This is a genomic window from Corynebacterium sp. HMSC14H10 (genome assembly GCF_001807105.1).
GTDB lineage: Bacteria > Actinomycetota > Actinomycetes > Mycobacteriales > Mycobacteriaceae > Corynebacterium > Corynebacterium jeikeium_D.
This window is the reverse complement of sequence record NZ_KV787425.1, coordinates 1-23,901: the sequence shown is the minus strand read 5'-3', so window position 1 is coordinate 23,901 and position 23,901 is coordinate 1. Positions and strand designations below refer to the sequence as shown.

Below are 23,901 nucleotides of genomic sequence, written 5' to 3'. Positions count from 1 at the left end.
AAGACTGTTCGTGGAAAGTGGATGGGCTGTAGGCCGTACTAAACAAAGGACGGCCAATACGGCCTACTGGATGAAGTAGATGGTGATGAACAGGCCAATCCACACGACGTCGACGAAGTGCCAGTAGTACGAGACCACGATGGCAGCAGTGGCCTGTGCCGGGGTGAACTTCGCCTTGGAGGTACGGATAAGCACCACAACGAAAGCCAGCACACCCGCGAGGACGTGGGCTGCGTGGAATCCGGTGGTGATGAAGAAGACCGAACCGTAAATGGAGTTCTGAATGGTCAGACCGTGGCTAACCAGTGTGAAGTACTCGTAAGCCTGGCCGACGAGGAAGATTGCACCCAGGGCGGTAGACAGTGCGTACCACTTACGGAGTGCGAAAACGTCGCCACGCTCGGCCGCGAACACGCCCCACTGGGCAGTGAACGAAGACGACACTAGGATCACGGTGATCAATAGTGCGTACGGGACATTGAGGTGGCCGGTACCCCAATCCCACGAATCGCCCTGGCCGTTCGCGCGTGACACGAAGTACATCGCGAACAGACCGGCGAAGAACATTAATTCCTGAGACAGGAACACAATCGTGCCGACACTGACCATATTCGGTCGGTTCAGTGTCGCAGCACGACGTGGTGCTGTCATACCTTGATTTTCAACTGCGCTCGTCACAACTAACAGTATGTTCTGTTCTTAAGGAGTAGTCACGTTGCAACCCCCGTTTTTGTATAAAAATTCCTAAAATCCCAGGTCGCGAGGAAAGGTTTCTGAGAATTTCACTAATTTTTCCCCCTGATGGGAACTTTCCGGTGTCTTTATCCGACGCGGGCGAATTCGAGGGTTTGGTTGTGCTGAGTTGCGCGGTGTCCATCCCCTGGACTGCCAGGTTCACCTCCGGTGAACCTGGGTTAGCGATACTGCGACATCAGTTGTCGGTTAGTTTATCGCAGGTTCGGCTCTGTTTAATATCGTATTTTTCCAGTTGCCCCAATGGGGGTGAGATTTTCGGTGAACGCAAAAGGTGGACCTGGTGATGCGCTGGATATATGGGGGAGGTATCTTGTCTTATTACGTACATCACGGTGGGATTTTTTTCAACAGCCCTGTGATGTGGTGCGCCTGGTGGGCGGGATAGCCAGCAGTACCTAGGTGCAGTTGTATTAATAAAGTACGAATACAGACTTGACTATCTAGTGGAAGGGAGTGGCGATGAGCGAGATCGGCGATAAGAGGGCGGTCGAAAACTGGCGCCATGTTCTCTCCACGATTGGCGCTGGCCGCGAAGTTTCCGGTGAGGGCATTCGATTCGCCATGGATCAAATCATGTCCGGTGCTTCCGGAGACGTGCAGACCGCAACGTTTGCTTTCGGTCTCCTCGCCAAGGGGATTACGGCTGCCGAGCTCGATGCTGCGGCTGAGGGCATGCTTTCATTTGCCCGCCCAGTTCATGATCCACAGCTCGCCGGTGTTATTGAGCGCGGTGCAGTCGATATCGTCGGCACCGGTGGTGATGGCGCAAATACCGTCAACATCTCCACGATGTCCATGATTGTTATCGCGGCCAGCGGTGTGCCGGTGCTCAAGCACGGTAACCGCGCGGCTTCCTCGAAGTCGGGCGGAGCTGACATGCTGGAGGCCTTTGGCATCGACATTGAGAACGGTCTCGTTACTTCTCCGGAACATCCGGATTTCTACGTGCGCTTCCTCTTTGCCGCTCGCTTTCATCCGGCCATGCGCTTCGCTGGACCGGTGCGTAAGGAGCTAGCGGTTCCGACAGTCTTCAACCTGTTGGGGCCGCTGACGAATCCAGCACGCCCGCAGGCGAGCTTGATTGGCTGTGCCTTCGAAGATCAGATGGAGACGATGGCGGACACCTTCGCCCGCCGTGGTCAGCGCGCGCTGGTGGTTCGCGGAAGCGATGGCCTCGACGAGATTACCGTTACTGGCCCCACCAAGGTCTTTATTGTGGAAAACGGTGGAGTTGCCGAAGATGCCATCGATCCACATGACTATGGCATGGAGTACTCCGAAATTGACGCGCTGCGTGGCGGTGACCCTGCTTACAACGCTGATGTTGCACGTCGCATTTGGGCTGGCGAGCTCGAAGGCCCGATTCGCGATGCAGTCATCCTTAACTCCGCCGCCGCAATCGCCATTTCGCGTGGTCTGAGTGGCCGTCCGCTAAAGGAAGCTATGGCCGACTCCATTGAAGAGGTCAAGGAAACGCTCCAGTCGGGGCTGTGCTTGGACATCCTTACCGCGGCGATGAAGGGTTAAGGTTCGCGTCGCGCTTCACGACGTGCTTGCTGCGCGTCAATTGCCCACTGAAGGTATTTTCCTGCGCCTAACCTAGGGTAGGAATACTCGCCTCCGGTGGGCTTTATTCGTACCTCCGGGCGCTGCAGCCATTTCCAGATAATACTGAGTTCATCAATCGATGCTCCTTTATATAAGGAATCATCTGGAGTGACTGTTTGGGCTGAACTCTCCATGAGCTCGATGATGTAGTTCATTTCCGCGCCACGTGGTGCGGTGCTGGCGCCGGCCAACCTGCCGTAGCGAATTTCCGCTAGATGCCAGCCGCCATTGCCATCGGGGAAAGCGGCTTGCAGAGATGGGATGGCGGCAAGCATGCTCAGGCGCTGCTGCTTGTCCAAGCTGATAATGAACTCCGCGGCGCGGTCACGTTGCACTGCCGCGCGTTGGAAGCGGTGTGCTTCGGCAAGTGCTGATATCTCTGCAATCATGTCTGCGATCTCGTCTGCGCCGGTGGTGGAGATCTGAGCGGTTGTTATCGCAAAGTCGTCGTTAAGCGCGGAGAACCTGTCGCGGATGGCAGTAGCGGTGTCGCGCGTGCGGAAAGGACCTAGGCTGCGGGCGTCGGTGACTGCCCGGCTAATCTTGGCAGGCCGACCGGGGCTAGTGGGGACGATGTACCAGCCGCGGGTTGGTTCGGTGCGTTGTCGGTTGTAGGGCGGACGGAGTGCAGAGATCAGACGAGCCTCGCGAATTTCTGCAGCGAAGCCGTGCGGGCACTCGATGATCTCGACGCGTTCGGCTAGAGAGACCATTTCCGTAATCTTGCGACGAGAATCAGTACCGTTGAAATACTGCAGAAGTCTACGTCGCAAATCGAGAGCTGTACCTATATATAAGGGGTCGTCATTTCTTGACCGAAAAACATAGACACCAGGGGTGTGCGGAGCTCCATCGGCAAGGTGCCGTTTAGCACGAACCTCTGGAGCGACGGTGGGCGAGTAGTGCACTAGCTCGGACGCTGTTTGTACTTCATCGCCAGCTAGTCTCTCCACGAGGTAGTGAAGGACGTCGACGGTTGCGATTGCGTCGTCAAGCGCCCGGTGGGTGGGGCGATTCGGAGAACCGACGTACCGTGCGAGCTGTGAGAGCTTGAAACTGCCAACTTGTGAGCGGTCGAGGACGCGACGCGCCAACGTGAGGGTGTCTACGACACTGGGGCTCGGCCAATCTAGGCCCAAATCTGTGCAAGCCTGGCGGAGGAATCCAATATCGAACTTGGCATTATGCGCAACCCAGACGCTTCCCCGGGCAAATTCGAGGAACTGAGTAATAACTGTGCCGAGCTGTGGGGCGGTTTCAACATCGGCGGTAGTGATGCCGGTCAGAGATGTGATGTGGTCGGGGATCTCCATACCGGGGTCGATGAAGCTGGAAAAGGTGCCAATTGTCTTACCGCCACGGGTTTTGATGGCCCCAATTTCAATGATGTGGTCGTTTTTGGCCTTCAATCCGGTCGTTTCCAGGTCTACGACGACAAAGGTGGTGTTGAAAAGAGAATCATCGACGGTGCCTTCGAGAGGGAAGTGCTGTTGTCCTGAATCCACGTCAATAATCCTATGCTGAGCGCTCCTAGTGGTGTTAAAACTGTGAAACTTGAGCAAATTGAGCTGTTGCAAGCTGGAGTGTGACATAAAACACGTTTTGAGCCCGCGATAAAAATGTGTCGACTTTAAGGCATTAAGTGTAAAGTTCTCGGCGGACTTCAAAATGCCAGGTAGTGACACGTTTATCAAACTGTTATTATTCCGCTATAGGGGGAGTGTTTAGTTGTAACAGCTTGGTAACGGTTTAGTTCTATCGATGGTAACAACCGGGCCTCGAGCGGTTTTCTGGACAAACGGCTAGACAAAACTTGATGCCATTTCGTAACCTTATCGAGACATTGAAACGGGGCCACTGAGTTGGTGCCGGTCATTGATAAGAAAACACAGAGCCTTATCGAAGGTCCTGAGGGTCTAAGTAGTGAGAGCCTCAGGGGATTCGAGCCGGGGACCCACCTCGAACCATGGGGTGAATCCCAAAGGGAAATCCCGGAGGGTAGGAAGTCTTCCATTCTTCCGAACCCGTCAGCTAACCCGGTCGGCTAAACAGGAAGATTTTGGAGTTTCAAAACAATGGGCAAGCACCACCGCCGTTCTAACTTTGCACGCAACGCAGTCGCATTTGGCGCAACTGTCGCCGGCGTTACCGCTCTCGCAGTTCCGACCGCTAACGCTAACCCGCTGAACGACATCCAGGGCGCACTGAACGGCTTCGATACCCCGCAGGTTGCAGGTATGCAGGATGTTGTTGGCAAGTTCAACGACATCGCAGGTGAGGTTACCTCCGGCAGCGTTGCAAACGTTGCAGCACCGTCCACTGGTTCGGCTATCGTCTCCGCTGCACGTTCCAAGATCGGTTCCCCGTATGTGTGGGGCGCTACCGGTCCGAACTCTTTCGACTGCTCCGGTCTGACCTCCTGGGCATACCAGCAGGTCGGTAAGTCGATCCCGCGTACCTCCCAGGCGCAGGCTTCCCAGGGTACCGCGGTCTCCAGCCCGGCACTGGGTGACATCGTTTCCTTCTACTCTGGCGCTACCCACGTCGGCATCTTCTCCGGCAACGGCAACGTGATTCACGCTCCGCAGTCCGGCGATGTCGTCAAGGAAGCTCCGATGAACTACATGCCGGTTCACAACTTCGTCCGCTTCTAATCTGTTTGAACGGATGACAACCTGCGGGGCCTTGATGCCCCGCAGAGCCTTGGCTCTCTTTTTACCGAGGGGGCACTGAGGCGAGCGCCCGGGTGCTGACGCTATGCGCGTCGTAAAGCACTATAGGGGCACTCGCCTCATTTTTTGTTTTTCTACTGCGGTTACGCAATGCGTGGAGTCGAAGGGCTATCCTGGTTACTCCCTTTGGATACCCCTTTGTGCTGGCGGTTTGTCGGTGTGTTGTTCCGCGGCAAGGCTGCTACAATTTGCTCGAATGCGTCAAGTGGTTTGATGTTTTGTTTTTCGGGGAAGAAATTTGAATACACAACTTGAAAAGGGTTTGGATTTGTCGCGTCACCGTGCCTCTCGCCGTCGCCACAACTCTCGTCGCGGTGTAGTCGGGCTTACGGTCGTGACTGGGCTAACCTTTGGCTCCGTAGGTTTGGCGCCGATTGCCTCTGCGCAGGATGAACAGCCAGCCCCGGATCTGGCTACTGCAGACGGCATTATTGCAGAGCTGGAGAAGATTTCTCGGGATACCGAAGCGGTTTCTGAGGAAGTTACCGAGCTGGATTCTCAGGTTCAGGCCAAGGAAGAGGAACTCCGGCACGCCGAAGGGGAACTGAAGCACTCTGAGGATCAGGTTCTCCGAGCACAGGATAATCTCAAGGCGCTCTCTGGTGAGATTTCCTACTTCGCGAAGAAGCGGATGCGTGGTGAAATCGTCGACCCATTGTCTGCCGCCCTGGGATCTTCCAGTGCTCAGGACGCTATCGACCGTGCCGGCTACATCAACAAGATGTTCCGCGACAACGATGAAGTCGTCAGCCGTGCGGTGCAAGCCCGCAAGGATGCCGAGGATGGCAAGGCCAATGCGCTGCGTCTGCAGGGCGATATCCGCAAGCAGCTCGATGACCTGGCCAAGCGCCGCGATGATTTGGACAAGCGCAGCGCCGAATTTGATGAGCGCGCCGAGCATGTCAAGTCCATGGTTGAATCGCTGAGCCCCGAACAGCGGGAAATCTGGATTTCCAAGAACAACCCAATTACCGAAGGGTTGGACAAACTGCTCGGATCTTCCGCCGCAGTTGATGCCGCGATGTCGAAGCTGGGTTCCCCGTACTCGTGGGGAGCTGCTGGTCCCTCCGCATTCGACTGCTCCGGCCTGATGTACTGGGCGTACCAGCAGATTGGTAAGTCCATCCCGCGGACCTCGCAGGCACAGCTCGCCGGTGGTACTCCGGTGAGCCGCGACCAGCTGCAGCCGGGCGACATCATCGGTTACTACCCGGGAATCACGCACGTGGGCATGTACATCGGCAATGGTCAGATTGTCCATGCTTCCGACTACGGTATTCCAGTCCAGGTCGTTTCCATCGACCAAGGTGGCCCGTACCAAGGCGCTGTCCGCTTCTAACTAGCGGCAGGTGACCTCGCGTCCTTTTAGTCAAGGTAGATAAACTCGGCTCCATGTCTGCGCGCGTACTGCTCATTACGAATGACTTCCCGCCTCGCGATGGTGGAATCGAGTCCTACCTGCGTGATTTCTGTGCTCGTTTGGATCCGGAGAACCTCGTAGTCCTCGCGTCCTCGCGAGCCCCCGAAGAAAAGCTCCGCGCCTACGACGAGTCGCTACCGTACCGTGTTTATCGCATGCGTGATTCCGTGCTGCTGCCACTGCCGCACGTAGCTCGTCGCGCCGCTCAGATTATTCGCACCGAACGCATTGACACCGTATGGTTTAGTGCCGCCGCGCCACTTGGTTTGCTTGCCGACGCATGCCGTCGCGCAGGTGCCACCCGCATCGTTGCTACCACTCACGGACATGAAGTGGGCTGGTCGATGCTGCCATTGGCCCGCCAGATGCTGAGGCGCATTGGTAAGAGCTCCGATGTTGTGACCTATATTTCCCGCTACACCCGTGGTCGATTTGCGGCAGCCTTTGGTCCGCAAACAGCATTTGAACGCCTGCCTTCCGGTGTCGATATCGAGCGATTTTCCCCGGACCCCGAGGCGGGACAGAAGATCCGGCAGCACCACGGAATCGGTGAGTCCCAGCCGCTTATCGTCTGTATTTCTCGGCTAGTGCGCCGAAAAGGCCAAGATATGCTGATTCGCAGCATGCCTAAGGTTCTTGAGCAGCACCCGGATGCCAGGTTGCTGATCGTGGGCGTTGGTCCGTTGAACCGAGAATTGAAAAAGCTGGCAGTAAAGCTCGGGGTCTCCGAGCAGGTTATTTTTGCCGGCAAGGTCTCTTATGATGACCTCCCCGCCTATTACAATGCGGCCAGCATTTTTGCCATGCCCGCCCGAACCCGCGGACGTGGCCTCGATGTAGAAGGCCTCGGCATTGTCTACTTGGAAGCACAGGCCTGCGGTGTCCCTGTCATAGCTGGCAAGTCTGGTGGCGCCCCGGAGACAGTTATCGATGGCGAAACTGGCATCGTTGTCGACGGGGCCTCGAAGCGCAGCGTCGCCACCGGGCTGGTTGAGATTTTGGATAATCCGGAGCGCGCGGCGGCGATGGGAGCCTGTGGTCGGGAGCATGTTGTGCAGTCGTGGACCTGGGAGGTCATGGCTGCTCGGGCTCGCCGAATTCTCCGAACCTGCGCAATCCCTTTATAATCAACTGTTATGTCCACCGATATTCCGATTCATCCGAACTCAGACGAGTCCGACGCCGCTGATCGCCCGGCTATCGGTTTTGATATTGGTGGAACAAACCTGCGCGCTGCAGTGGTCAGCGCTGATGGGCAGGTGCTGTATCGAGTTCAGACCAGTTCTGATGGCAGTGTGGATGCCATTGAACGTGGCATTGTCCAGACATCCGAGCGCTTGGTTGAACGCTTTCCAGATGTCAGCGCCATCGGTTTAGCTGTAGCTGGTTTTTTGGATTCTGACCGCCAGACGGTTCGTTTTGCCCCGCATCTGCCGTGGCGCGATGCGAACGTCGTCAAGCGTTTATCCTTGCTTCTCCCATGTCCGCTGCAGCTTGAGCACGATGCCAACTCGGCCGCCTGGGGTGAGTATCGCTTTGGTGCGGCTCGCGGTGCGGATAATTGGGTGCTGTTTGCGCTGGGTACGGGAATCGGCGGCGCGATGATGCAGGGGGGTGAGATTTACCGTGGCGCGTACGGCACGGCGCCGGAATTCGGCCACCTCACCGTTGTGCCGGATGGTCGTCCCTGCTCCTGCGGAAAGCGTGGTTGCTTGGAGCGTTACTGCTCGGGTACGGCGTTGGTTACCACCGCTCAGGAACTCTCTGAATCCGGTCGCTACTTCTCGCGGCTTACCGACGGGCTCGTGGCCGGCTCGGTAACTGGTACCGATGTCGTCTCGGCTGCTCGCCAGGGGGATGAATTGGCTCTAGCTGCGATTGATGACTTTGCTACCTGGCTGGGGCGTGGCCTGTCGATGGTGGGCGATGTCTTTGATCCGGAATTGATTGTTATCGGTGGCGGTGTTGCCTCGGCGTCTGATCTATACCTGGACAAGGCCAAGGCCGAGTTTGCCCGCAATCTCACCGGCGCTGGCTATCGTCCGGTAGCGGATGTGCGGGTCGCTGAACTAGGTGCGGATGCTGGGTTGATTGGTGCGGCGGATATTGCGCGCAGCGTTGTGGCTGCCGAGGGTGCGACATCGTCGTAAAGCGTCAATTTGGGGATTGCAGGGGAATTCGCCCGCGAAAAGGTGGGGGAATGGCTGCGGAGATGGATCGTCGGACCAACTGAACCTGTATAGTTTTAAACTGTGAATAATCGCTGGTACAAGTTCTTTAAGTACATCCTCATTGGCCCTTGGCTGCGGATCTATAATCGCCCGTACTACATCGGTGGTGAGAAGATTCCTCAGGAAGGTCCAGCGCTGATGGCGTCGAACCACCTTGCTGTGATGGATCACTTTTTCTTCCCACTGGTCTGCCGTCGTCAGCTGACGTTCCTGGCGAAGGCGGAGTACTTCACCACGCCGGGCTTTGTCGGCGGTATCCAGAAGTTCTTCTTCTCCTCGGTGGGGCAGGTGCCGATTGACCGTACCTCTGGTGATGCAGCTCGCGATGCGCTGAACGCCGGCTTGAAGGTGCTGTCACGCGGTGACCTGCTGGGCATTTCCTTGGAAGGCACCCGTAGTCCCGATGGTCGACTGTACCGCGGTAAAACCGGTGCGGCACGTGTCGCGCTGGAGGCCGGTGTGCCGGTGTTCCCAATGGCGATGATTGATACGGAGAAAGCCAACCCGATTGGTTCGTGGATTCCTCGTCCGGTGAAGGTCGGCACGATTATCGGCGATCCGATTGATCCGTCGGAGTACAAAGCCAAGTACAGCGATGAGTATGAAGCGGCCAGGGCACTGACGGATGACCTGATTAAGGAAATTCAGAAGCTTTCTGGTCAGGAATATGTCGATGCTTACGCGACTGATGTGAAGAAGTCCTTGGAGGCCGGCACCGGCTATCCAGCGGGAACCGAACCGGGTGGAGAGCTCACTACTCCGGCTCCGGGGCCGAAGCCGACCCCTCGTCGCTGGTTCCGACGCGCTCGCTAGAATAATTAGGCGCAGATAGTTTTCGCGACAGTGGGGCTGCACACTTCCTATGGCGATTCGGTGCATGGGTAAGATTTGCTCGGTAGGGCTCCACGGTCTTTTGGTCGCGAGGTAGCCGACGCGAGGCCGAGGCTGGAGAGGATTCCACACCGTGCGTTATTTTTATGACACCGAGTTTATTGAAGACGGCAAGACTATTGATCTTGTCTCCATCGGTGTCGTAGCTGAGGACGGCCGCGAATACTACGCGGTGTCTACCGAGTTCAATGAGAGCAAGGCCGGCCCGTGGGTGCGGGCCAACGTGCTCAATCAGCTGCCCAACCCCTCATCTCCGCTGTGGAAGAACCGGGACACGATCCGCGAGGAACTGCTGGCATTTTTCACCGAACCCGGTACGGGCAGCCCAGAGCTGTGGGCTTGGGTAGGCGCCTACGATCACATTGCGTTGGTGCAGCTTTGGGGTGATATGACCAAGCTGCCGCAGTTCATGCCACGTTATACCCGTGAACTCAAGCAGTACTGGGAGATGGCGGGCAAGCCACGGTTGCCGAAACAGACTGCAGGTAAGCACGACGCGCTGGCAGATGCCCAGCACAATCTGCTGAAGTTTCAAAAGATTGCACAGAAGTTGCCGCTTGATTAAGCAACGGAATTCGAATATTTGGTGACCTGACTAACACCCTTCTGGCAGGGGCACTACAATGAACTTCTGTGAGTTGGACTATTGATCTCCCTGTAGATGACCTGCCCGATCTGCCACCGCTTCCCGGAGACATGGCTGAGCGCTTTGCTGATGTCGTATCCCGCCAAGCCCTACAGCAGCCAAGCTGGGATGCCCGCGCCGCTGCAAACGTGCGTCGCATTCTCGAATCGGTGCCGCCAATTGTGGTCGCGCCTGAGGTTCGCAAGCTTCGTCAGGAGCTTGCCGACGTCGCTAATGGTAAGGCCTTCCTGTTGCAGGGCGGTGATTGTGCGGAGACCTTTGAGTCCAATACTGAGCCGCACATCCGCGCCAATGTGAAGACCTTGCTGCAGATGGCCGTTGTGCTGACCTACGGCGCATCCACTCCGGTCGTGAAGATGGCTCGTATCGCTGGTCAGTACGCCAAGCCGCGCTCGAAGGACATCGACGGCGACGGTTTGCTCAGCTACCGCGGTGACATGGTCAACGGTGTTGAGCCGACCGAAGAAGCTCGAGTTCACGACCCAGCTCGAATGGTGCGTGCCTACGCCAATGCCTCCGCGGCGATGAACCTGGTACGTGCACTGACAGGTTCGGGCACCGCTGACCTGCACCGTCTGCACGAGTGGAACCGTGAGTTCGTCAGCAACTCGCCGGCTGGCGCCCGCTACGAGGACCTGGCACGCGAGATTGATCACGCACTGCAGTTCATGGCTGCCTGTGGTGTTGCGGACTCGAACCTGCAGACCGCGCAGATTTACTGCTCGCATGAGGCGCTGGTTGTTGACTACGAGCGCGCTATGCTGCGCCTTTCTGAAAACGATGGCAGCCAGGAGCTGTTCAACCTCTCCGCGCATCAGCTGTGGATTGGTGAGCGCACCCGTGGCATTGAGGATTTCCACATCAACCTGGCTGCCATGATTGGCAACCCCGTCGGTGTGAAGATTGGCCCGACCACCACGCCGGAGGAGGCTGTCACTTACGCCGACAAGCTCGACCCGTTCTTCCAGCCTGGTCGCCTGACCCTGACTTCGCGTCTGGGCAATGACAAGGTTCGCTCCGTGCTGCCTCCCATCGTTGAGGCTGTGGAAGCTTCTGGTCACAAGGTCATTTGGCAGTGCGACCCGATGCATGGCAACACTTACTCGGCCTCCAATGGGTACAAGACCCGCCACTTCGACCGCATCGTCGACGAGGTTCAGGGCTTCTTCGAGGTGCACCGCTCGATCGGTTCACACCCGGGCGGTATCCACGTGGAGCTGACCGGCGAAGATGTCACTGAGTGCCTCGGTGGCGCGCAGGACATTTCCGATGTCGACCTGCCAGGCCGTTACGCATCCGCCTGTGACCCGCGTTTGAACACTCAGCAGTCGCTGGAGCTGGCCTTCCTGGTTGCCGAGATGCTGCGCAACTAGTTGCAACCAGCTCAGCTAGGTACAACTAGCCCAGCTGGTGCAGCGCCGCGTTCAGTGGAGCGCTGCACTTTTTACAGAGTGCTGACCGAAATGCGGTCGCCCGCCGTGGCCTTGGCGCCCGGTCGGGGTGACTGCAATACGATGCGATCCTCCTCGTTCGCAGAGACGTCGATGTCGAGCTGAAGATGCTGTTTCTCCGCTTCACGACGTGCCTGCGCAACAGTTTTACCCAGCAGCTGCGGAACCTTCACTGCTCTGGACACCGTCAGCGTGACAGTCGCATCATTGGGGTTAACCAAACGACCTGCACTCGGTGAGACTGCGTCGACACGGCCGTAGTCGCGCGAGGAGGAGGACGCGTCCTTTACTTCGCTTACCTCAATGCCCTCGCGCTGCAGAATTTGGCGAGCAGTATCCTCCGACTTGCCCACGACATTGGGCACTTCGATGCCGTTGTTAATGGTCAACGTCACAGAACTACCGCGTTCGAGGCCAGTGCCTTCCTCAGGAGACACGGAAAGAACCTCTTCCGGCTCAGCAGAGGAGGAGAACTCCGCCGATACCTCCCGGACTTCCAGCCCGGCCTTGCTCAACAGCTCACGAGCTTCATCCTCTTGAAGCCCCACGATTTTTGGCACCTTCACCGGTGCTGGCCCCTTGGAGTAATGCACAGTCACAACTGAGCCAACTTCGACGGTCTGTCCTGGAGCAGGAACCGCATATACCAAGCCGCCGGTGGAGACATCATCGGAAAAGACGGGGTCTCCGACCTCTTCTTTCAACGTCCGCTTAGCTAGGGCAGCACTGAACACTTCCTTTGAGTGGTTCGCGGGATATGCGGGCACAGTCGGGCGGCCGAGGCTGACCAGCACGCGAACATCATCACCGCGGACAACCCGCGCTCCAGCCAGGGGGTCCGAGCCAATAATCTGGGACACTGCGACATCGTTGTCGTAGCGCTCATCAACCACCGGTTCAAAGCCCGCCTCACTGATTGCGGTCATCGCCTGTGGTTGCGACAGCCCAGTGATAGAGGGCACTTCGCCGTAACGGCCAGAGCCCAGCCACCACGCGCCAAGCCCCATGCCCAACGTGGCAACCAGGGCGATAATCAGCCACAATGCACATCCACGGCGCGTCCGCTGTCGGGTAGCTCGACGGCTCTTAGGCGTCTGAGTCTGAGCAGATCGCGGCTGCGGATGCTGTGGGTGCTGTGGGCCCTGAGTGTCCGGCGGCAGCGGATATTCCGGAGCGCCTGGAATGTCGGCTGGTACGAGAGCTCCACCAGACGGCTCCGGGGATTCCCAGCCAGGGGGGTTGTACTCGTCATAGCGATCGAAAGTGCGTGTCCGCCCCGCATCCGGGTCGTCGAAATCATCGAAAACGTTTGGTGGTCCCGGTGGTCGGGAAGAAACGGGGCTACCGGGTGCGTCCGTCGAGAAGCCATAGCCGTCGTGACCGAAGCGCTCGGGTGCCGTCTCTGCGGTGCCGTGTCTGTCATCGAAATGGTCGTTGCCCGGTCGGTGGAAGTCCTCTGTGAGCCCCTCCATGGCGGCAGCGTTGGCGGCTGCTGAATTGACGGGCGACGGCACGCGGAATGGTGGCAGCGCGAGTTTGTCCGCAATGTCTTCGAGTGCGTCACCGAATTCCTCGGCCGTCTCAAACCGATCCTCCGGCCTGCGGGAACAAGCGCGGGCGACCAACTCGTCGAACTCCTCGGGAACGCCGTCGATGAACTCCGAGGGTGGCGGGACATCTTCGTTCAATCGCTTCATGGCAACGCCGAGCGAAGAATCGGCGATGAATGGCGTGGTGCCGGTAAGCAGCTCAAAGAGCAAAATACCCGCCGCATACACATCGGATGCAGGGGAGATGGATTCACCCGTGACCTGCTCCGGAGCCAGATAAGCGACGGTGCCGACGATGACCGAGTTAGAGGTCACCTTGGCATCAGCGGCCGCGCGCACTAGACCGAAGTCCGCCAGCTTCACTCGCCCGTCCGAGGCAATCAGCACATTTTCCGGCTTGATATCTCGGTGCACCATGCCGCGGGAATGCGCCACCGATAGGGCGCGCAGAACTGAGCGCATCACGACGGCAGCTGCATGCGGAGGCATCGGACCGCGCTGACGGAGCAGTTCGCGGAGGGTCCCACCGTCGACGAATTCCATAATGAGGAAAACATGCCCCGCCGGGTCCGTGCCCTGGTCGTAGACGTTGACAAGCGACTCGTCATTGAGGTGCGCGACCGCGCGGGCCTCACGTTCGAAGCGGATGCGGAAAGACTCGTCGTCGACAAAACGCGGATCCATGACCTTTGCGGCCACCCTGCGATCGAGCCGCAAATCGGTGGCGCAGTACACGGTGCTCATGCCACCGTGTGCGATGGTGGCTCCGATGCGGTAGCGACCATCGAGAATCTGCCCCTCGACAAGCTGCGACATAAACCAGCCTTCCCTGTTCCAATCAGTTGCTTCTAATAAGTATATGGGGACGTACCTACTGCAAGGCCAACGCGCTAAAGTGACCAGTGTGAGAAAGATTCCAACTTGCCACGATGTCCTGAGCGCCGACGAACCCACTCTTGCGCTGCCCGATGCCGCTGACCTCATTGGCGTCACCGTCACCCGAATTCACGCGTTGCTGCAGGAGGGTCGCCTTATTGCAGTCCACCGCGACGGCATTGCACAAATTCCCGCCCGCTTCTTTGAAGATGATGAGGTCGCGCGTTTTGTACCTGGCGCACTCGCATTGCTTGCCGACGGCGGCTACACGCGAGAAGAAACGCTGGAGTGGCTATTCACCGAAGATGAATCTCTGCCTGGACGTCCGGTGGACGCCCTGCACGGTCACCTTGCACGCGAAGTAATGCGCCGCGCACAGGCTATGGCGTTGTAAAGACCCGGACGGCGTCCTACGCCCGCCGTCCTACGCCCGCGATAGCTCCTGTCGTAATCGCCCGGCCACTGCTGTGAAAAGCAGCGGGAGGGCGATTTTTGCTTTTCGAGCGCGTCCCACTTGAGCGCGTTGCGCAAAGACGTTGTAGTTCATGCGCTCAATTTCGCCGAGAATGTCTGAGTAGAGAATCTCCGCGGCACGGATAGCCTGACGCCCTGGCACCTCTAACATGTCCACGCCGCTGCTGGCTTCGGCATAGAGTGCGCGGTTGCGAGCGATGAAGAAGGCCAATGCCTGACGTACCGCCGGGGTCGTCTGTCCCGTGGCGGCACAGTAGCCGATCTCCTCGGTACCCACTCCGAAGGCCTCCCACTCATTCAGTGGTAGGTAAATACGGCCACGGCGAAAATCCTCGGCGATGTCGCGGAGGAAATTCGTCACCTGAAAGGCTTTTCCCAGGAGCTCTGCGTAGGGAGTGGCTTCCTCGCGGGAGACCCCTGCGCGGGTGCCTAGGATGGGCATCATCTCAAGGCCGATGACTGCTGCGGAGCCCCACATATACGAGTCGAGTTGCTCCCATGTTTCAAAATGCGCAATGTGGCACGATGTGTCGGGCACGTCCATCAACATGGAGTGAACAAAGTCCGCAGAGAGCTGTGGATCGATGTCGTAGTCGCGAAAAGTCTGTGCGGCCGCCGAGATGACGGCACGGTCGCGGTCGCGGTGGACGTCGTCAAGCGAACCGATGACGACAGCTGAGTGGAAAAGCTCGCTTAAACGTGTGACCGTGGCTTCGATGTGCGTGGGGGAGCGGTCGGCGTCGGCGGGGCAGTCGACGTAGTCATCGACGATGCGTGCCCAGGCGTAGAGAGACCACACCGCACGCTGTTGGCGGGGTGCCAATAGTCGCGTGGCCAGGGAATACGTGCGACCGTGGGAGGCCATAATATCGCGGCAGAGCTCGTAGGACTGTGGCAGCGCGATGGTCGAGAGAGGCTGTGGGGTGGGCATGGACAACTATGCGACCTCGGTCGACCGCGACAGGGGCGCCACCGTGGAATCCGTGTCTGCGGCGGTTTTATCGTCACGCCACGGGTACTTCCAGCTGAATTTTCCAGTGGTCAGCCAGCCGACGGCCAGCCAGCCGAGAACGGTAATGATAACCATCCAGGGCACGTCGTAGAAGCGGTGATTGCCGCCGCCGGCGAAGGACAGCGACAGGATGAATGTGAACAACACGGTGCCTTGAACCACCCATCGTGGCGGGCGAATCGTTCCCATGGGAGTCAATAAGCTGGCGTAGTACCAGGGAAGTGCCACGGCATTAAATACGCAGGCCACCACGTAGGCGGCAATCATGCCAGCGACATTGTTACGAGGGGTGGCTCGGAAGTAGAACCAGGAGATCACGAGTCCCACCAGCATGATGATGGAGGAGACCACGCGTGTGTGGCTGACGATGACATTGAAACCGATGTCGTCGTTGAACCACGCCGTGACGCCCGAGATCACACCAGCGACCGCTGACGGTGCTGCCAGGGGGTTAATCACCTTGGTATTGCCACTGATCTCGGAAATCCAGCCCCAGCTCGAGCCGGTCAGCCACGTCACCACTGCAAGCGTGCCGACGCAAACTGCGACCAACACGATGCCCACACCGGCAATCGCCGGAATCTTGCGCAGCATCTCTTGAACCGTGGCGATGGGCTCGCGCCTGGTCAACACAATCCACACGACGAAGGGCAGCGCCAGGACAGCGGTGGCTTTCAGCGCGACGCCAATTCCGATGAGGACAGCAGCGACCAGGCCACCCCGCATGCGCTCCATGTGCAGTGCGGCGACTAGTGCCAGGCTGACCAATCCGACCATCAGTGCCTCGTTGTGCATACCCGCAATCAGATGCAGTAGCACCAGTGGATTGAGCACACCGAGCCACTGTGCGAAAGCCGGATTTGCTCCAAGCTCCCGGGCGATTCGCGGGATCGACCAGACAATGGCGGCGAAGCCCAGCAGACACACAATGCGGTAGAGAATCACGCCGACGGTGATGTTGTCGCCGACAATCCGCGTGATGACCTCGCCAATTCCCAGATGCAGCGGGCCATACGGGGTGGTGGTATTCCGCCAATCTGCGGATACCTCCAGCAGCATCGGCCCTGGATTGGCTGCAGCTCCCTCAGTGTAGGGATCAAACCCATCGCGGACCATCGCGCCCTGCATGAGATACGAATAGACATCGCGAGAGAACAGCGGTGCGGCCAGCGCGAGGGGAATTGCCCAGGCCATCAGGATTGAATTGAACCGACGCAACGTGGACTCATCGCCGCCAGCGTTCGCTGGAACCGCAGCGTCTGCTGCGTCGCCATCATGGGCAGAACCGGCCACAATGTCCCGGATGGTCCCCTTCGAGAACAGCAGTTCCCGCCCGATGCGCAGCCACGAGATAAGCAGCAGGGCGATACCTACCCAAATCACAATCTCACAGAAAATCTGACCGTGACCGTAGGTGATCCAGTCGAGTCCCAGAGCGTGGACAAGGCCGCCACGGTAGCGATTCGCACCGGAACCGTAGGAGCCCAGAGCAATGAGGATGCCACCGTAGACACCCAGCTGAGCACTCCGCGATAAATTCATGTCAACCTAAACAATCGATACATTGCTGATGCATTAATCCTAGTTGGTCAGTGACCACCGGCAGACATCCGGGAGACATTCATGAGCTAAGGCGTTTCAAACCGCTGTGCCGCAAGTCGTCCCGAAATCATGACCGTCGGCACGCCAACCCCCGGCACCGTCGTCGATCCCGCCAGCGTCAGATTCTTTGGCATCTTCGGAGAGAAGTTGCGGGGACGGAACGGCCCCGTCTGCCGGAACAGATGCGCCAGCCCAAACGGCGAGCCAACGCCCATGTCGCGTTCTTGCCACTGCTGAGGGGTATCGATCCGACCGACTCGCCACTTCGTAGAAATCCCGGTCAGTCCGCGCCGCTCCAGCTCAGCGGTTATTTTCGCAACGTAGTCCCCACTGATTCGTGACCAGATCAGATTGGCCGACTGCAAGTTGGGGCACGGCGCGAGCACACTGACGGGCTCCCACTGCACGCCGTTCGCATCTGTGACAATACGCTCCGGCGCGCTCACCGCAGGCCGGGTGACCAGCAATGATGGGTCCGACATTAGCTTTCCATGGCGCGGTGACGAGATCTCTTCAAAGGTTTCGCTCCACTTTTCGCCAAACGAAATCAGGTGATGCCGCTTCGGCCAGGTCGCAGTCTCCAAAACCGGAATCAGTCCGTGCGCCACCACCGCCGATGGGGACAATCGAACTGGGAACAACCGTCGCGCTCCCGTCCGCTTTACGACGCTCCGAAGGCCTCGCCGCTTCGATGAGCTACCGGCGGCAGAGGTAGCCGCGTCGTGAAGCCAGCTCTGCACCACAGGTAAATCGGTCGTAGCGATGACGGCATCGGTGGGACGCTCGCCAGTTGCCGTGGTGATGGCGGAGACAAAGCCTGCTTCGTCAACTTTCAGCCCAGTGACATCAACGCCGAAGTCGATGGTTCCGCCAGCTCGACGGACGGCCTCGGCGAGCAACTCGCTGACGGCGCCTATACCCGAACCAAATGCGGGGGAGTGCGGATAGTAAACCCCCATCGAGGTATCCATGTGGGAAATGCAGCCGTAGACCGCACGGGCCTTAGCGGGAGGCACACCTGCGTAAAGCGCCTGGAAGCTGAAAACGCGAGCGAGATCATTATCTCCGAGGAAGGCACGAATCTTAGGTTCGAGGGCGCCGAAGGCACCGAGTCGGAGGAGCGTAGTGAGGTCGCGAAGCGCGCCGGGCCCGGTGAATAGGTCCGTAACGCGGTCAAAGCTGCGGGACATGAAGTTGTCGAAGCAGGCATTGAAGAGAGTTTGCAGCCACGTGCGAAGTTTGCGGTAACCGGCGACGGTGGAGTCAGAGGCACCGAAGCGCGCGAGTTCATCGGCCATCATGTCTTCGTTGGAAAACACGTCGAGTCCGCCGCGGGTGGCAAATTCCGCACGGTAGGTGGGCGTGATTGGGGAGGCCGAAAAACCCGGGTCGATATCGCGCGCGTAGAGGCCGACGGCGGCGAGGGCATCGTCGACAAGCGAGGGCATGGTCCATACAGTTGCGCCAGTGTCGAAGACTGCGGTGAGCGATTGCTCGTCGATATCGACTGTGATGGGTTCACTGGCGCAGCGTCCGCCGACGAAACTTCCCCGCTCGACAACGGTGACATCGTAGCCATCGGCGATGGCGTAGAGCGCGGCGGTAAGTCCGGACAGGCCTGCGCCGATGATGGTCAGTCGTGGTTTGGAGCCCTTATGAGGACGAGTGACCGCACGTCGCAGACGCGGGGAATTAATGGGGGCACGAGTGGGGGAAGCAGCGGGCATGACTACGCAACACCTGGTCTAATGCTGACGAGCGGTGGCGCGAACGCCCATAGCAATGAGGTTCTCGCGCGACGTTGCAGGCAGGTCGGCATTCTCGATAGTGGAGAAAGCGCGGCTGGTCAGGCGGTCAATTTCACGTTCGATGGCATCGGCAGCGCCGGAATCAGCGATGAGATTTCGTAGCTCATCAATATCTGCAGCAGACGAGACCGCTCCCAGGCGTTCATCGATAAAGCGGGCCTTTTCAGGTGCGGAATCGAGGTAGAGGCTTAAAGCCTGGCCGACCAGTACGGTTCGCTTGCCCTCGCGGAGGTCATCGCCGGCAGGCTTGCCCGTGACTTCGGGATCGCCGAAAACACCCAGCTGATCGTCGCGGAGCTGGAATGCCACACCGATATCGCGGCCGAAGCTGCGGTAGGCCTCAACCAATTCCGCTGGGGCGCCGGCAATCGCAGCACCAATGTGGAGCGGCCGCTCGATGGTGTAGGCGGCGGTCTTGAACAGATTGATTTTCTCAGCGGTCTCGACGCGACTGTCCCGGCTGGCTTCGGCCGTGATATCGAGCAGTTGGCCGCCAAGTACTTCAGTGCGCATCGCCCGCCAGGGGACAAGTGCGCGGGTTAGCGCCTCCGAGCTGAGGCCTGAAGAGTGCATCATGTCATCAGCCCAGGTCAGGGCGACATCGCCAATGAGAATCGCGGCGGAAATACCGAAGCGGTCGGCGGCTCCATTCCAGCTATTGGCCTCGTGCTTGGCCTCGAATACCTTGTGGATAGTCGGTGCGCCACGGCGCGTATCAGCGTCATCGATGATGTCGTCATGAATGAGTGCGCAGGCTTGAATGAGTTCCAAGGCACTCACCGCGTTCATCACAGCCAGGGAATCCTCGGCTGGGGAGAAACGGCCTTCGAGGCCGCCTGCCCCCAACCACCCCTGCCAGGCGAAGGCTGGACGCACGCGCTTGCCCCCATTGAGGACGAAGGAGTGGAGCGAATCTATGGCCTCGGTGTACACCGCATCGACCGACGCGACATCGTCGCCACGGCTTTTGAGGTAATTCTCCAGCGTTTTGGTAACAGTAGCTGGTACTTCGCGGGGCTGTAGCGCGGCCAAATCCAGTTCTTCGCTCATGTGAGCCTCTCGTCGATGACGGGTAATGCTGACTCAAGAATAGGACACCGCTTAGTATGAGTGACTATGTCCTCAACAATGCCACTGTCGCCAGGCCGCCAAGTGACAATCCGCCAGGCGCTTTCAATGCCGAGCGCGGGCAGTATTCCCTTCTCGGTCGAGTTCATGCCCCCGCGTGACGACGCGGCCGAGGAACGTCTTCTCCGAGCAGCTGAGGCTTTCCATGATCTTGGTGCCTCCTTTGCATCCGTGACCTACGGCGCCGGTGGTTCTAGCCGCGACCGCACCCTGCGAATCGCCCAGCGCGTTTCGAGGCAGCCGCTTACAACGCTTGTGCACCTGACATTGGTAGAGCACACTGTCGACGAGCTGCGGGAAATCCTGCGCTCTTATCTCAGCGCGGGGCTGACGAATCTGCTCGTTCTGCGTGGTGACCCACCGGGAGACCCGCTTGGCCCTTGGGTGGAGACCGAGGGCGGTCTGCACTACGCCAGCGAACTGATTGAGCTAATTAAGGCCGAGCCGGAGTTCGAGAAATTTGAAATCGGCATTGCGTCGTTCCCGGAGGGACATTACCGCTCGCCGGATTTGGACCATGACACGCAGTACACGCTGGCCAAGCTGCGCGCGGGAGCCGAATACTCGATTACGCAGATGTTCTTCGATATTGAGCACTACTTGCGCCTTCGAGACCGCCTGGTGGAAGCCGACCCAGTGCACGGTGCCAAGCCCATCATTCCGGGGCTGATGCCGATTACATCGCTGCGCTCAGTGCGCAGGCAGGTTGAGCTCTCCGGGGCACAGTTGCCATCCGATTTGGAGGAACGCCTGATTAAGGCAGCAGATGGTGACGAGCAGGCCAATAAAGATGAGATTCGCAAGATTGGTATCGAGTTTTCGACCAACATGGCAGAGCGGCTCATCGCCGAAGGCGTGCCGGGGCTGCACTTTATGACTATGAACTTCGCTCGCGCCTCCCAGGAAGTTTTGCACAACCTCGGCATGGCGCCCGAATGGGGCACCGGCCAGGATATGCTGCGCGGCGGTTTTTAATTGCTAAAAGTCCTGCATGTCGCGAACTCTTCGCGCCCACAGGACACCTAGCACTGAGGCTAGGACACCGGCGGCTGTGGTCACACCGGCAAATAATAGGAATTGATTCCGCTTGGTGGATCCAGCCGGCGACGAAGCCCATACATTATGGTTCTCGCCACTGGCGAGCTGCCATTCCACCTTGTTCGGTTCGGTCTGGCGGCCATTGGAGTCAGTAACCTGCTCCGGGAACGCGACGACGAAATCAACCTTCGCGCCGGGCAGGTGAGTCAAATCCATGTGGCCGTTCATCGAAATCTTGCCGCCACCGGTACGGTCTAGGTCGATGTCTACGCGATCGTCGGAAAGCTGTCGGAGCGTATCGGTGAGTTCAATGAAGTGCAGCTCGTTGAACGAGACTTCCATCTTTCCTGTGGAGGAGTCGATTACTCCCTGCGAGACGCGGTCGGAGAGATCTTCCGGTACTTGCCACTGCTCAAATTGGGAACGGACTTCCTCCGTGGGTGTTACGTGAATTGTGCCCGAGACCCTGTCGTCGCCGGAAATGGTAATGCCAGCCTGTGCGTCAAAGCAGCCGCTGAGCGGCAAGATGGCGGCAATTCCGGCCATTGCTGTGGCAATGCGCAGAGGCGAAAGCCGTCGACGTGGTGTGGAAGGTTCACTCGGTGATGATGTCACGGGAAAGATCTACTCCTAGAACTGCGAAGGGACGGGAGTCCCCTGTGAAATAAAAGTTCCTTAAAACATCCTTGAAACCAAATTGGCGGTAGAGCTGCCATGCCCTATTGGCCTCATTCGGGTATTCCGGGGTTGACAACAGAACTCGCGTCTCTGGGCGGGAATCGACCAACTCGCGGAGCAGTCGTTTACCGAGTCCCCGCCCCTGAAAGCTGGGGTGTATGTGAATCTCAGACAGTTCGGCGTAGTTGCCCAAGAGCTTGACGACGTCCGGTAGAGAGCGCCCGTCCATGAGCAGTCCATCTCTTACCTGGCGATACCACCAGTGCGTGTCCAATCCTGTACGGCAGTAGCCGATGCCAACCAACCTGCAGCGCGGGTCGCGGAGAGCCTGGGCAGGGGAGAGCTCTTTGGGGTGAGCTATGGCTGCAGCAGCCATGAAGCCGGGTTGAGTGGTTTGCTTCTGCCATTCGTGGAGACGACCGGGCAAGATTGCGGGGTTGTACTGCATCGCGGTGATGTAGAGAGCCACTGCTTCTTGCAGGCGGAGATTGAAGTCTCCTGCTGTCATCGGAACCACGCTGTATTTCACAGTGACCAGATTAGCGACTTGGACGAACTTAGTTGTGAGATTACTGCAATAACATCGAGTCGAACAGGTGTGCGAAAGTGTGCATGGCGTAGTCCGGGCTTGGGGATAGATTGCAGTCAATCCCGCTAAGGAGAAGCGGAAAATCCGTGCTCATGTGAATGCTGTGTGAAAGGAGAAGCAGGGTGGTGGCAAGGTCGAACGTGGTGGAGTTTAGGGCGATTTCGCAGTCGGGTTCGGTCGCCCCGGTCGGTGTCTCAAGGCAATCGCTGGAGCTGCTGGGGCGGGCAGAGGCTCTGCTAGCGAATGCTCGGAATGCCAGCTCTGATGAGATGTTGGAGCTTTCCTACTGTGCGGCGCTGCGTTGCGCAGGCGCGCTGTTGAATCGCGACGATGTGTCGGTGGCTGGGGGTTCTGGCTCGGGCGCTCGTTCGGGCTCGGTAGTTAAGCGTCGTCGTTCGGCAACACAGAGTGCCTGGTTGCGTTTAAAGAAAGAGCAGCCCGAATTTGATAGCTGGGTCACCAAGTTTGAGCAGTTCACCGCGCTGCGTGAGGAAGTCCGGTTGGGTATTTCGCGTCGCATTGACTCGCAGCGGGCGCAGGAGCTGTGGGATTTAAGTTGTGCATTCTTGGGGGCTGTTCGGACTGAGCTGGGTATTCTGCCCGCGGCTGCATAAGCCGGTGGGGGGCGTGCTAAAGCGTTGCTTTCCTAAATAAATGGGGGATTGTTCGGATTCATGGAACAATAGAGGTGAGTCGCCCGTTGAAGGGGTAAGAATGAAGCTAACGGACGCCGCGTTAGCAGCAGGTGGCCTGTGATTAACTTTGCTGTATCGGCATTGTTGGTTGAGGGTCAAGGCTCGCCAGTATCGCGGTGGGCAATGCTCAAGTAGGCGATGGAGGAATTGTGGGACTATCTGAGCACGAACAGCGGATGCTCGACGAAATCGAGTCTGCACTCTACGCTGAGGATCCTAAATTTAGTTCGACGATGGCCGGAAATGCGTTCAGCTTTCCGGAGGAAAACAGCGCACCTCGTGGGTTTTCCATCCAGGTTTTTGCGCTCATGCTCCTCGGTCTGCTGATGTTGATTGGCGGCGTCGCTCTTTTCTCTGTGAGCAATTGGTTCGTTGTGTTATCGGTTGCCGGCTTTGGCCTTATGTTCGGTTCCGGCGTTTGGGCTCTGACCGGCGCCGGTAAGCAGGAGAAGGCTAGTTCTGCTTCGGGGCTGAGCTTTGGAAAGTCTAAGTCCGGGGCGGCAAAGAGTCGTCGAGGGACCTCGGGTAGCCGTGGCTCCTCTGGTGATTCCACGTTGGAATCGCGTTTCCGTGGCCGCTTCGAGGGGCGTTAGGGGATAAGCCTCAAGAATTAACAAGTGAGGGCAAGCCAGCGATGGCTTGCCCTCACTTTTTTGTTTTTCTAGACGTGAATCGTCTCCACAAGATCGGGTTAAGTGACAAAAAGTGTGTCTGAT

General features: G+C 58.3%; 21 protein-coding genes and 1 riboswitch. Of the genes, 12 read left to right on the top strand and 9 right to left on the bottom strand.

The features are described 5' to 3' along the window. Positions 1–63: 63 nt before the first annotated feature. Complete coding sequence (locus HMPREF3135_RS05495) at positions 64–678, bottom strand: aa3-type cytochrome oxidase subunit III (RefSeq protein WP_088611596.1); 615 nt, start codon at positions 676–678, stop codon at positions 64–66. Between the two features lie 537 nt (positions 679–1,215). Between HMPREF3135_RS05495 and trpD the strand changes: the two genes are divergently transcribed. Continuing rightward, a complete protein-coding gene (trpD, locus tag HMPREF3135_RS05490; RefSeq protein WP_049190496.1) occupies positions 1,216–2,283 on the top strand; it encodes an anthranilate phosphoribosyltransferase in 1,068 nt (355 codons plus the stop codon). Here the strand turns inward: trpD and HMPREF3135_RS05485 are convergent. Further along, positions 2,280–3,869, bottom strand: coding sequence for a DEDD exonuclease domain-containing protein (locus HMPREF3135_RS05485; RefSeq protein ID WP_049170245.1), 1,590 nt, complete (start codon positions 3,867–3,869; stop codon positions 2,280–2,282). The genes trpD and HMPREF3135_RS05485 overlap by 4 nt on opposite strands. Before the next feature lie 413 nt (positions 3,870–4,282). Further along, positions 4,283–4,425: riboswitch (cyclic di-AMP (ydaO/yuaA leader) on the top strand. A gap of 14 nt (positions 4,426–4,439) precedes the next feature. Here HMPREF3135_RS05485 and HMPREF3135_RS05480 point away from each other — a divergent pair. The 7 genes from HMPREF3135_RS05480 (at position 4,440) to HMPREF3135_RS05450 (ending at position 11,657) form a co-directional block, all read left to right on the top strand. Continuing rightward, a complete protein-coding gene (locus tag HMPREF3135_RS05480; protein WP_048731217.1) occupies positions 4,440–5,018 on the top strand; it encodes a C40 family peptidase in 579 nt (192 codons plus the stop codon). Between the two features lie 346 nt (positions 5,019–5,364). After that, entirely contained in the window at positions 5,365–6,435 is a 1,071-nt protein-coding gene (locus HMPREF3135_RS05475; protein ID WP_353797117.1) for an NlpC/P60 family protein, read from the top strand. A gap of 53 nt (positions 6,436–6,488) precedes the next feature. Then, positions 6,489–7,643: a glycosyltransferase family 4 protein gene (locus HMPREF3135_RS05470; protein ID WP_070438566.1), complete on the top strand. Its 1,155-nt coding sequence runs from the start codon at positions 6,489–6,491 to the stop codon at positions 7,641–7,643. 9 nt (positions 7,644–7,652) lie between these two features. Beyond that, the gene (locus tag HMPREF3135_RS05465) at positions 7,653–8,666 is read left to right on the top strand and encodes an ROK family glucokinase (RefSeq protein ID WP_049170251.1); all 1,014 of its coding nucleotides are present in this window, start codon (positions 7,653–7,655) and stop codon (positions 8,664–8,666) included. Positions 8,667–8,768: 102 nt separating this feature from the next. Next, positions 8,769–9,560, top strand: coding sequence for a lysophospholipid acyltransferase family protein (locus HMPREF3135_RS05460; protein WP_049170252.1), 792 nt, complete (start codon positions 8,769–8,771; stop codon positions 9,558–9,560). Between the two features lie 151 nt (positions 9,561–9,711). Further along, the gene (locus HMPREF3135_RS05455) at positions 9,712–10,203 is read left to right on the top strand and encodes a polyadenylate-specific 3'-exoribonuclease AS (RefSeq protein ID WP_016423018.1); all 492 of its coding nucleotides are present in this window, start codon (positions 9,712–9,714) and stop codon (positions 10,201–10,203) included. A gap of 68 nt (positions 10,204–10,271) precedes the next feature. Then, entirely contained in the window at positions 10,272–11,657 is a 1,386-nt protein-coding gene (locus HMPREF3135_RS05450) for a class II 3-deoxy-7-phosphoheptulonate synthase (protein ID WP_070429538.1), read from the top strand. A gap of 71 nt (positions 11,658–11,728) precedes the next feature. Here HMPREF3135_RS05450 and HMPREF3135_RS05445 read toward each other — a convergent pair whose 3' ends face one another. Then, positions 11,729–14,101: a PASTA domain-containing protein gene (locus HMPREF3135_RS05445; RefSeq protein WP_070438563.1), complete on the bottom strand. Its 2,373-nt coding sequence runs from the start codon at positions 14,099–14,101 to the stop codon at positions 11,729–11,731. Positions 14,102–14,180: 79 nt separating this feature from the next. Here HMPREF3135_RS05445 and HMPREF3135_RS05440 point away from each other — a divergent pair, with 79 nt between their 5' ends. Further along, positions 14,181–14,555 (top strand): Rv2175c family DNA-binding protein, encoded by a 375-nt coding sequence (locus HMPREF3135_RS05440; protein ID WP_005510311.1) that lies wholly within the window; start codon positions 14,181–14,183, stop codon positions 14,553–14,555. A gap of 30 nt (positions 14,556–14,585) precedes the next feature. Here the strand turns inward: HMPREF3135_RS05440 and HMPREF3135_RS05435 are convergent, their stop codons facing one another. The 4 genes from HMPREF3135_RS05435 to HMPREF3135_RS05420 all read right to left on the bottom strand — a co-directional run bounded on the left by HMPREF3135_RS05435 (position 14,586) and on the right by HMPREF3135_RS05420 (position 20,107). After that, entirely contained in the window at positions 14,586–15,566 is a 981-nt protein-coding gene (locus HMPREF3135_RS05435) for a phytoene/squalene synthase family protein (RefSeq protein WP_016423016.1), read from the bottom strand. A gap of 6 nt (positions 15,567–15,572) precedes the next feature. Then, complete coding sequence (locus HMPREF3135_RS05430; RefSeq protein WP_049190488.1) at positions 15,573–17,189, bottom strand: alpha-(1->6)-mannopyranosyltransferase A; 1,617 nt, start codon at positions 17,187–17,189, stop codon at positions 15,573–15,575. An 86-nt stretch (positions 17,190–17,275) separates the two neighbouring features. After that, positions 17,276–18,976: a phytoene desaturase family protein gene (crtI, locus tag HMPREF3135_RS05425; RefSeq protein WP_083280618.1), complete on the bottom strand. Its 1,701-nt coding sequence runs from the start codon at positions 18,974–18,976 to the stop codon at positions 17,276–17,278. Between the two features lie 18 nt (positions 18,977–18,994). Next, the gene (locus HMPREF3135_RS05420; RefSeq protein ID WP_070438560.1) at positions 18,995–20,107 is read right to left on the bottom strand and encodes a polyprenyl synthetase family protein; all 1,113 of its coding nucleotides are present in this window, start codon (positions 20,105–20,107) and stop codon (positions 18,995–18,997) included. Positions 20,108–20,185: 78 nt separating this feature from the next. On the opposite strand from HMPREF3135_RS05420, the gene metF reads away from it, so the two are divergent. Then, positions 20,186–21,160 carry a methylenetetrahydrofolate reductase [NAD(P)H] gene (gene metF / locus HMPREF3135_RS05415; RefSeq protein WP_088611593.1) on the top strand — a complete coding sequence of 325 codons (975 nt, stop codon included), beginning with the start codon at positions 20,186–20,188 and terminating at the stop codon, positions 21,158–21,160. Positions 21,161–21,163: 3 nt separating this feature from the next. Here the strand turns inward: metF and HMPREF3135_RS05410 are convergent, their stop codons facing one another. Both HMPREF3135_RS05410 and HMPREF3135_RS05405 read right to left on the bottom strand, forming a co-directional pair. After that, complete coding sequence (locus tag HMPREF3135_RS05410; RefSeq protein WP_016423011.1) at positions 21,164–21,838, bottom strand: LppM family (lipo)protein; 675 nt, start codon at positions 21,836–21,838, stop codon at positions 21,164–21,166. Continuing rightward, positions 21,819–22,409 carry a GNAT family N-acetyltransferase gene (locus HMPREF3135_RS05405; protein ID WP_070438557.1) on the bottom strand — a complete coding sequence of 197 codons (591 nt, stop codon included), beginning with the start codon at positions 22,407–22,409 and terminating at the stop codon, positions 21,819–21,821. The genes HMPREF3135_RS05410 and HMPREF3135_RS05405 overlap by 20 nt, the downstream gene beginning before the upstream one ends. 206 nt (positions 22,410–22,615) lie before the next feature. On the opposite strand from HMPREF3135_RS05405, the gene HMPREF3135_RS05400 reads away from it, so the two are divergent. Continuing rightward, the gene (locus HMPREF3135_RS05400; RefSeq protein WP_070438767.1) at positions 22,616–23,104 is read left to right on the top strand and encodes an SAV_6107 family HEPN domain-containing protein; all 489 of its coding nucleotides are present in this window, start codon (positions 22,616–22,618) and stop codon (positions 23,102–23,104) included. A gap of 230 nt (positions 23,105–23,334) precedes the next feature. Then, positions 23,335–23,778, top strand: a complete 444-nt coding sequence (locus HMPREF3135_RS05395) for a DUF3040 domain-containing protein (protein WP_070429638.1) — start codon at positions 23,335–23,337, stop codon at positions 23,776–23,778. Positions 23,779–23,901: the final 123 nt, after the last annotated feature.

Coding starts and splice junctions, on each gene's coding strand:
- trpD (WP_049190496.1), top strand. CDS start 1,216: ATGAGCGAGATCGGCGATAAGAGGGCGGTCGAAAACTGGCGCCATGTT.
- HMPREF3135_RS05480 (WP_048731217.1), top strand. CDS start 4,440: ATGGGCAAGCACCACCGCCGTTCTAACTTTGCACGCAACGCAGTCGCA.
- HMPREF3135_RS05470 (WP_070438566.1), top strand. CDS start 6,489: ATGTCTGCGCGCGTACTGCTCATTACGAATGACTTCCCGCCTCGCGAT.
- HMPREF3135_RS05465 (WP_049170251.1), top strand. CDS start 7,653: ATGTCCACCGATATTCCGATTCATCCGAACTCAGACGAGTCCGACGCC.
- HMPREF3135_RS05445 (WP_070438563.1), bottom strand. CDS start 14,101: ATGTCGCAGCTTGTCGAGGGGCAGATTCTCGATGGTCGCTACCGCATC.
- HMPREF3135_RS05435 (WP_016423016.1), bottom strand. CDS start 15,566: ATGCCCACCCCACAGCCTCTCTCGACCATCGCGCTGCCACAGTCCTAC.
- HMPREF3135_RS05430 (WP_049190488.1), bottom strand. CDS start 17,189: ATGAATTTATCGCGGAGTGCTCAGCTGGGTGTCTACGGTGGCATCCTC.
- crtI (WP_083280618.1), bottom strand. CDS start 18,976: ATGCCCGCTGCTTCCCCCACTCGTGCCCCCATTAATTCCCCGCGTCTG.
- HMPREF3135_RS05420 (WP_070438560.1), bottom strand. CDS start 20,107: ATGAGCGAAGAACTGGATTTGGCCGCGCTACAGCCCCGCGAAGTACCA.
- metF (WP_088611593.1), top strand. CDS start 20,186: ATGCCACTGTCGCCAGGCCGCCAAGTGACAATCCGCCAGGCGCTTTCA.
- HMPREF3135_RS05405 (WP_070438557.1), bottom strand. CDS start 22,409: ATGACAGCAGGAGACTTCAATCTCCGCCTGCAAGAAGCAGTGGCTCTC.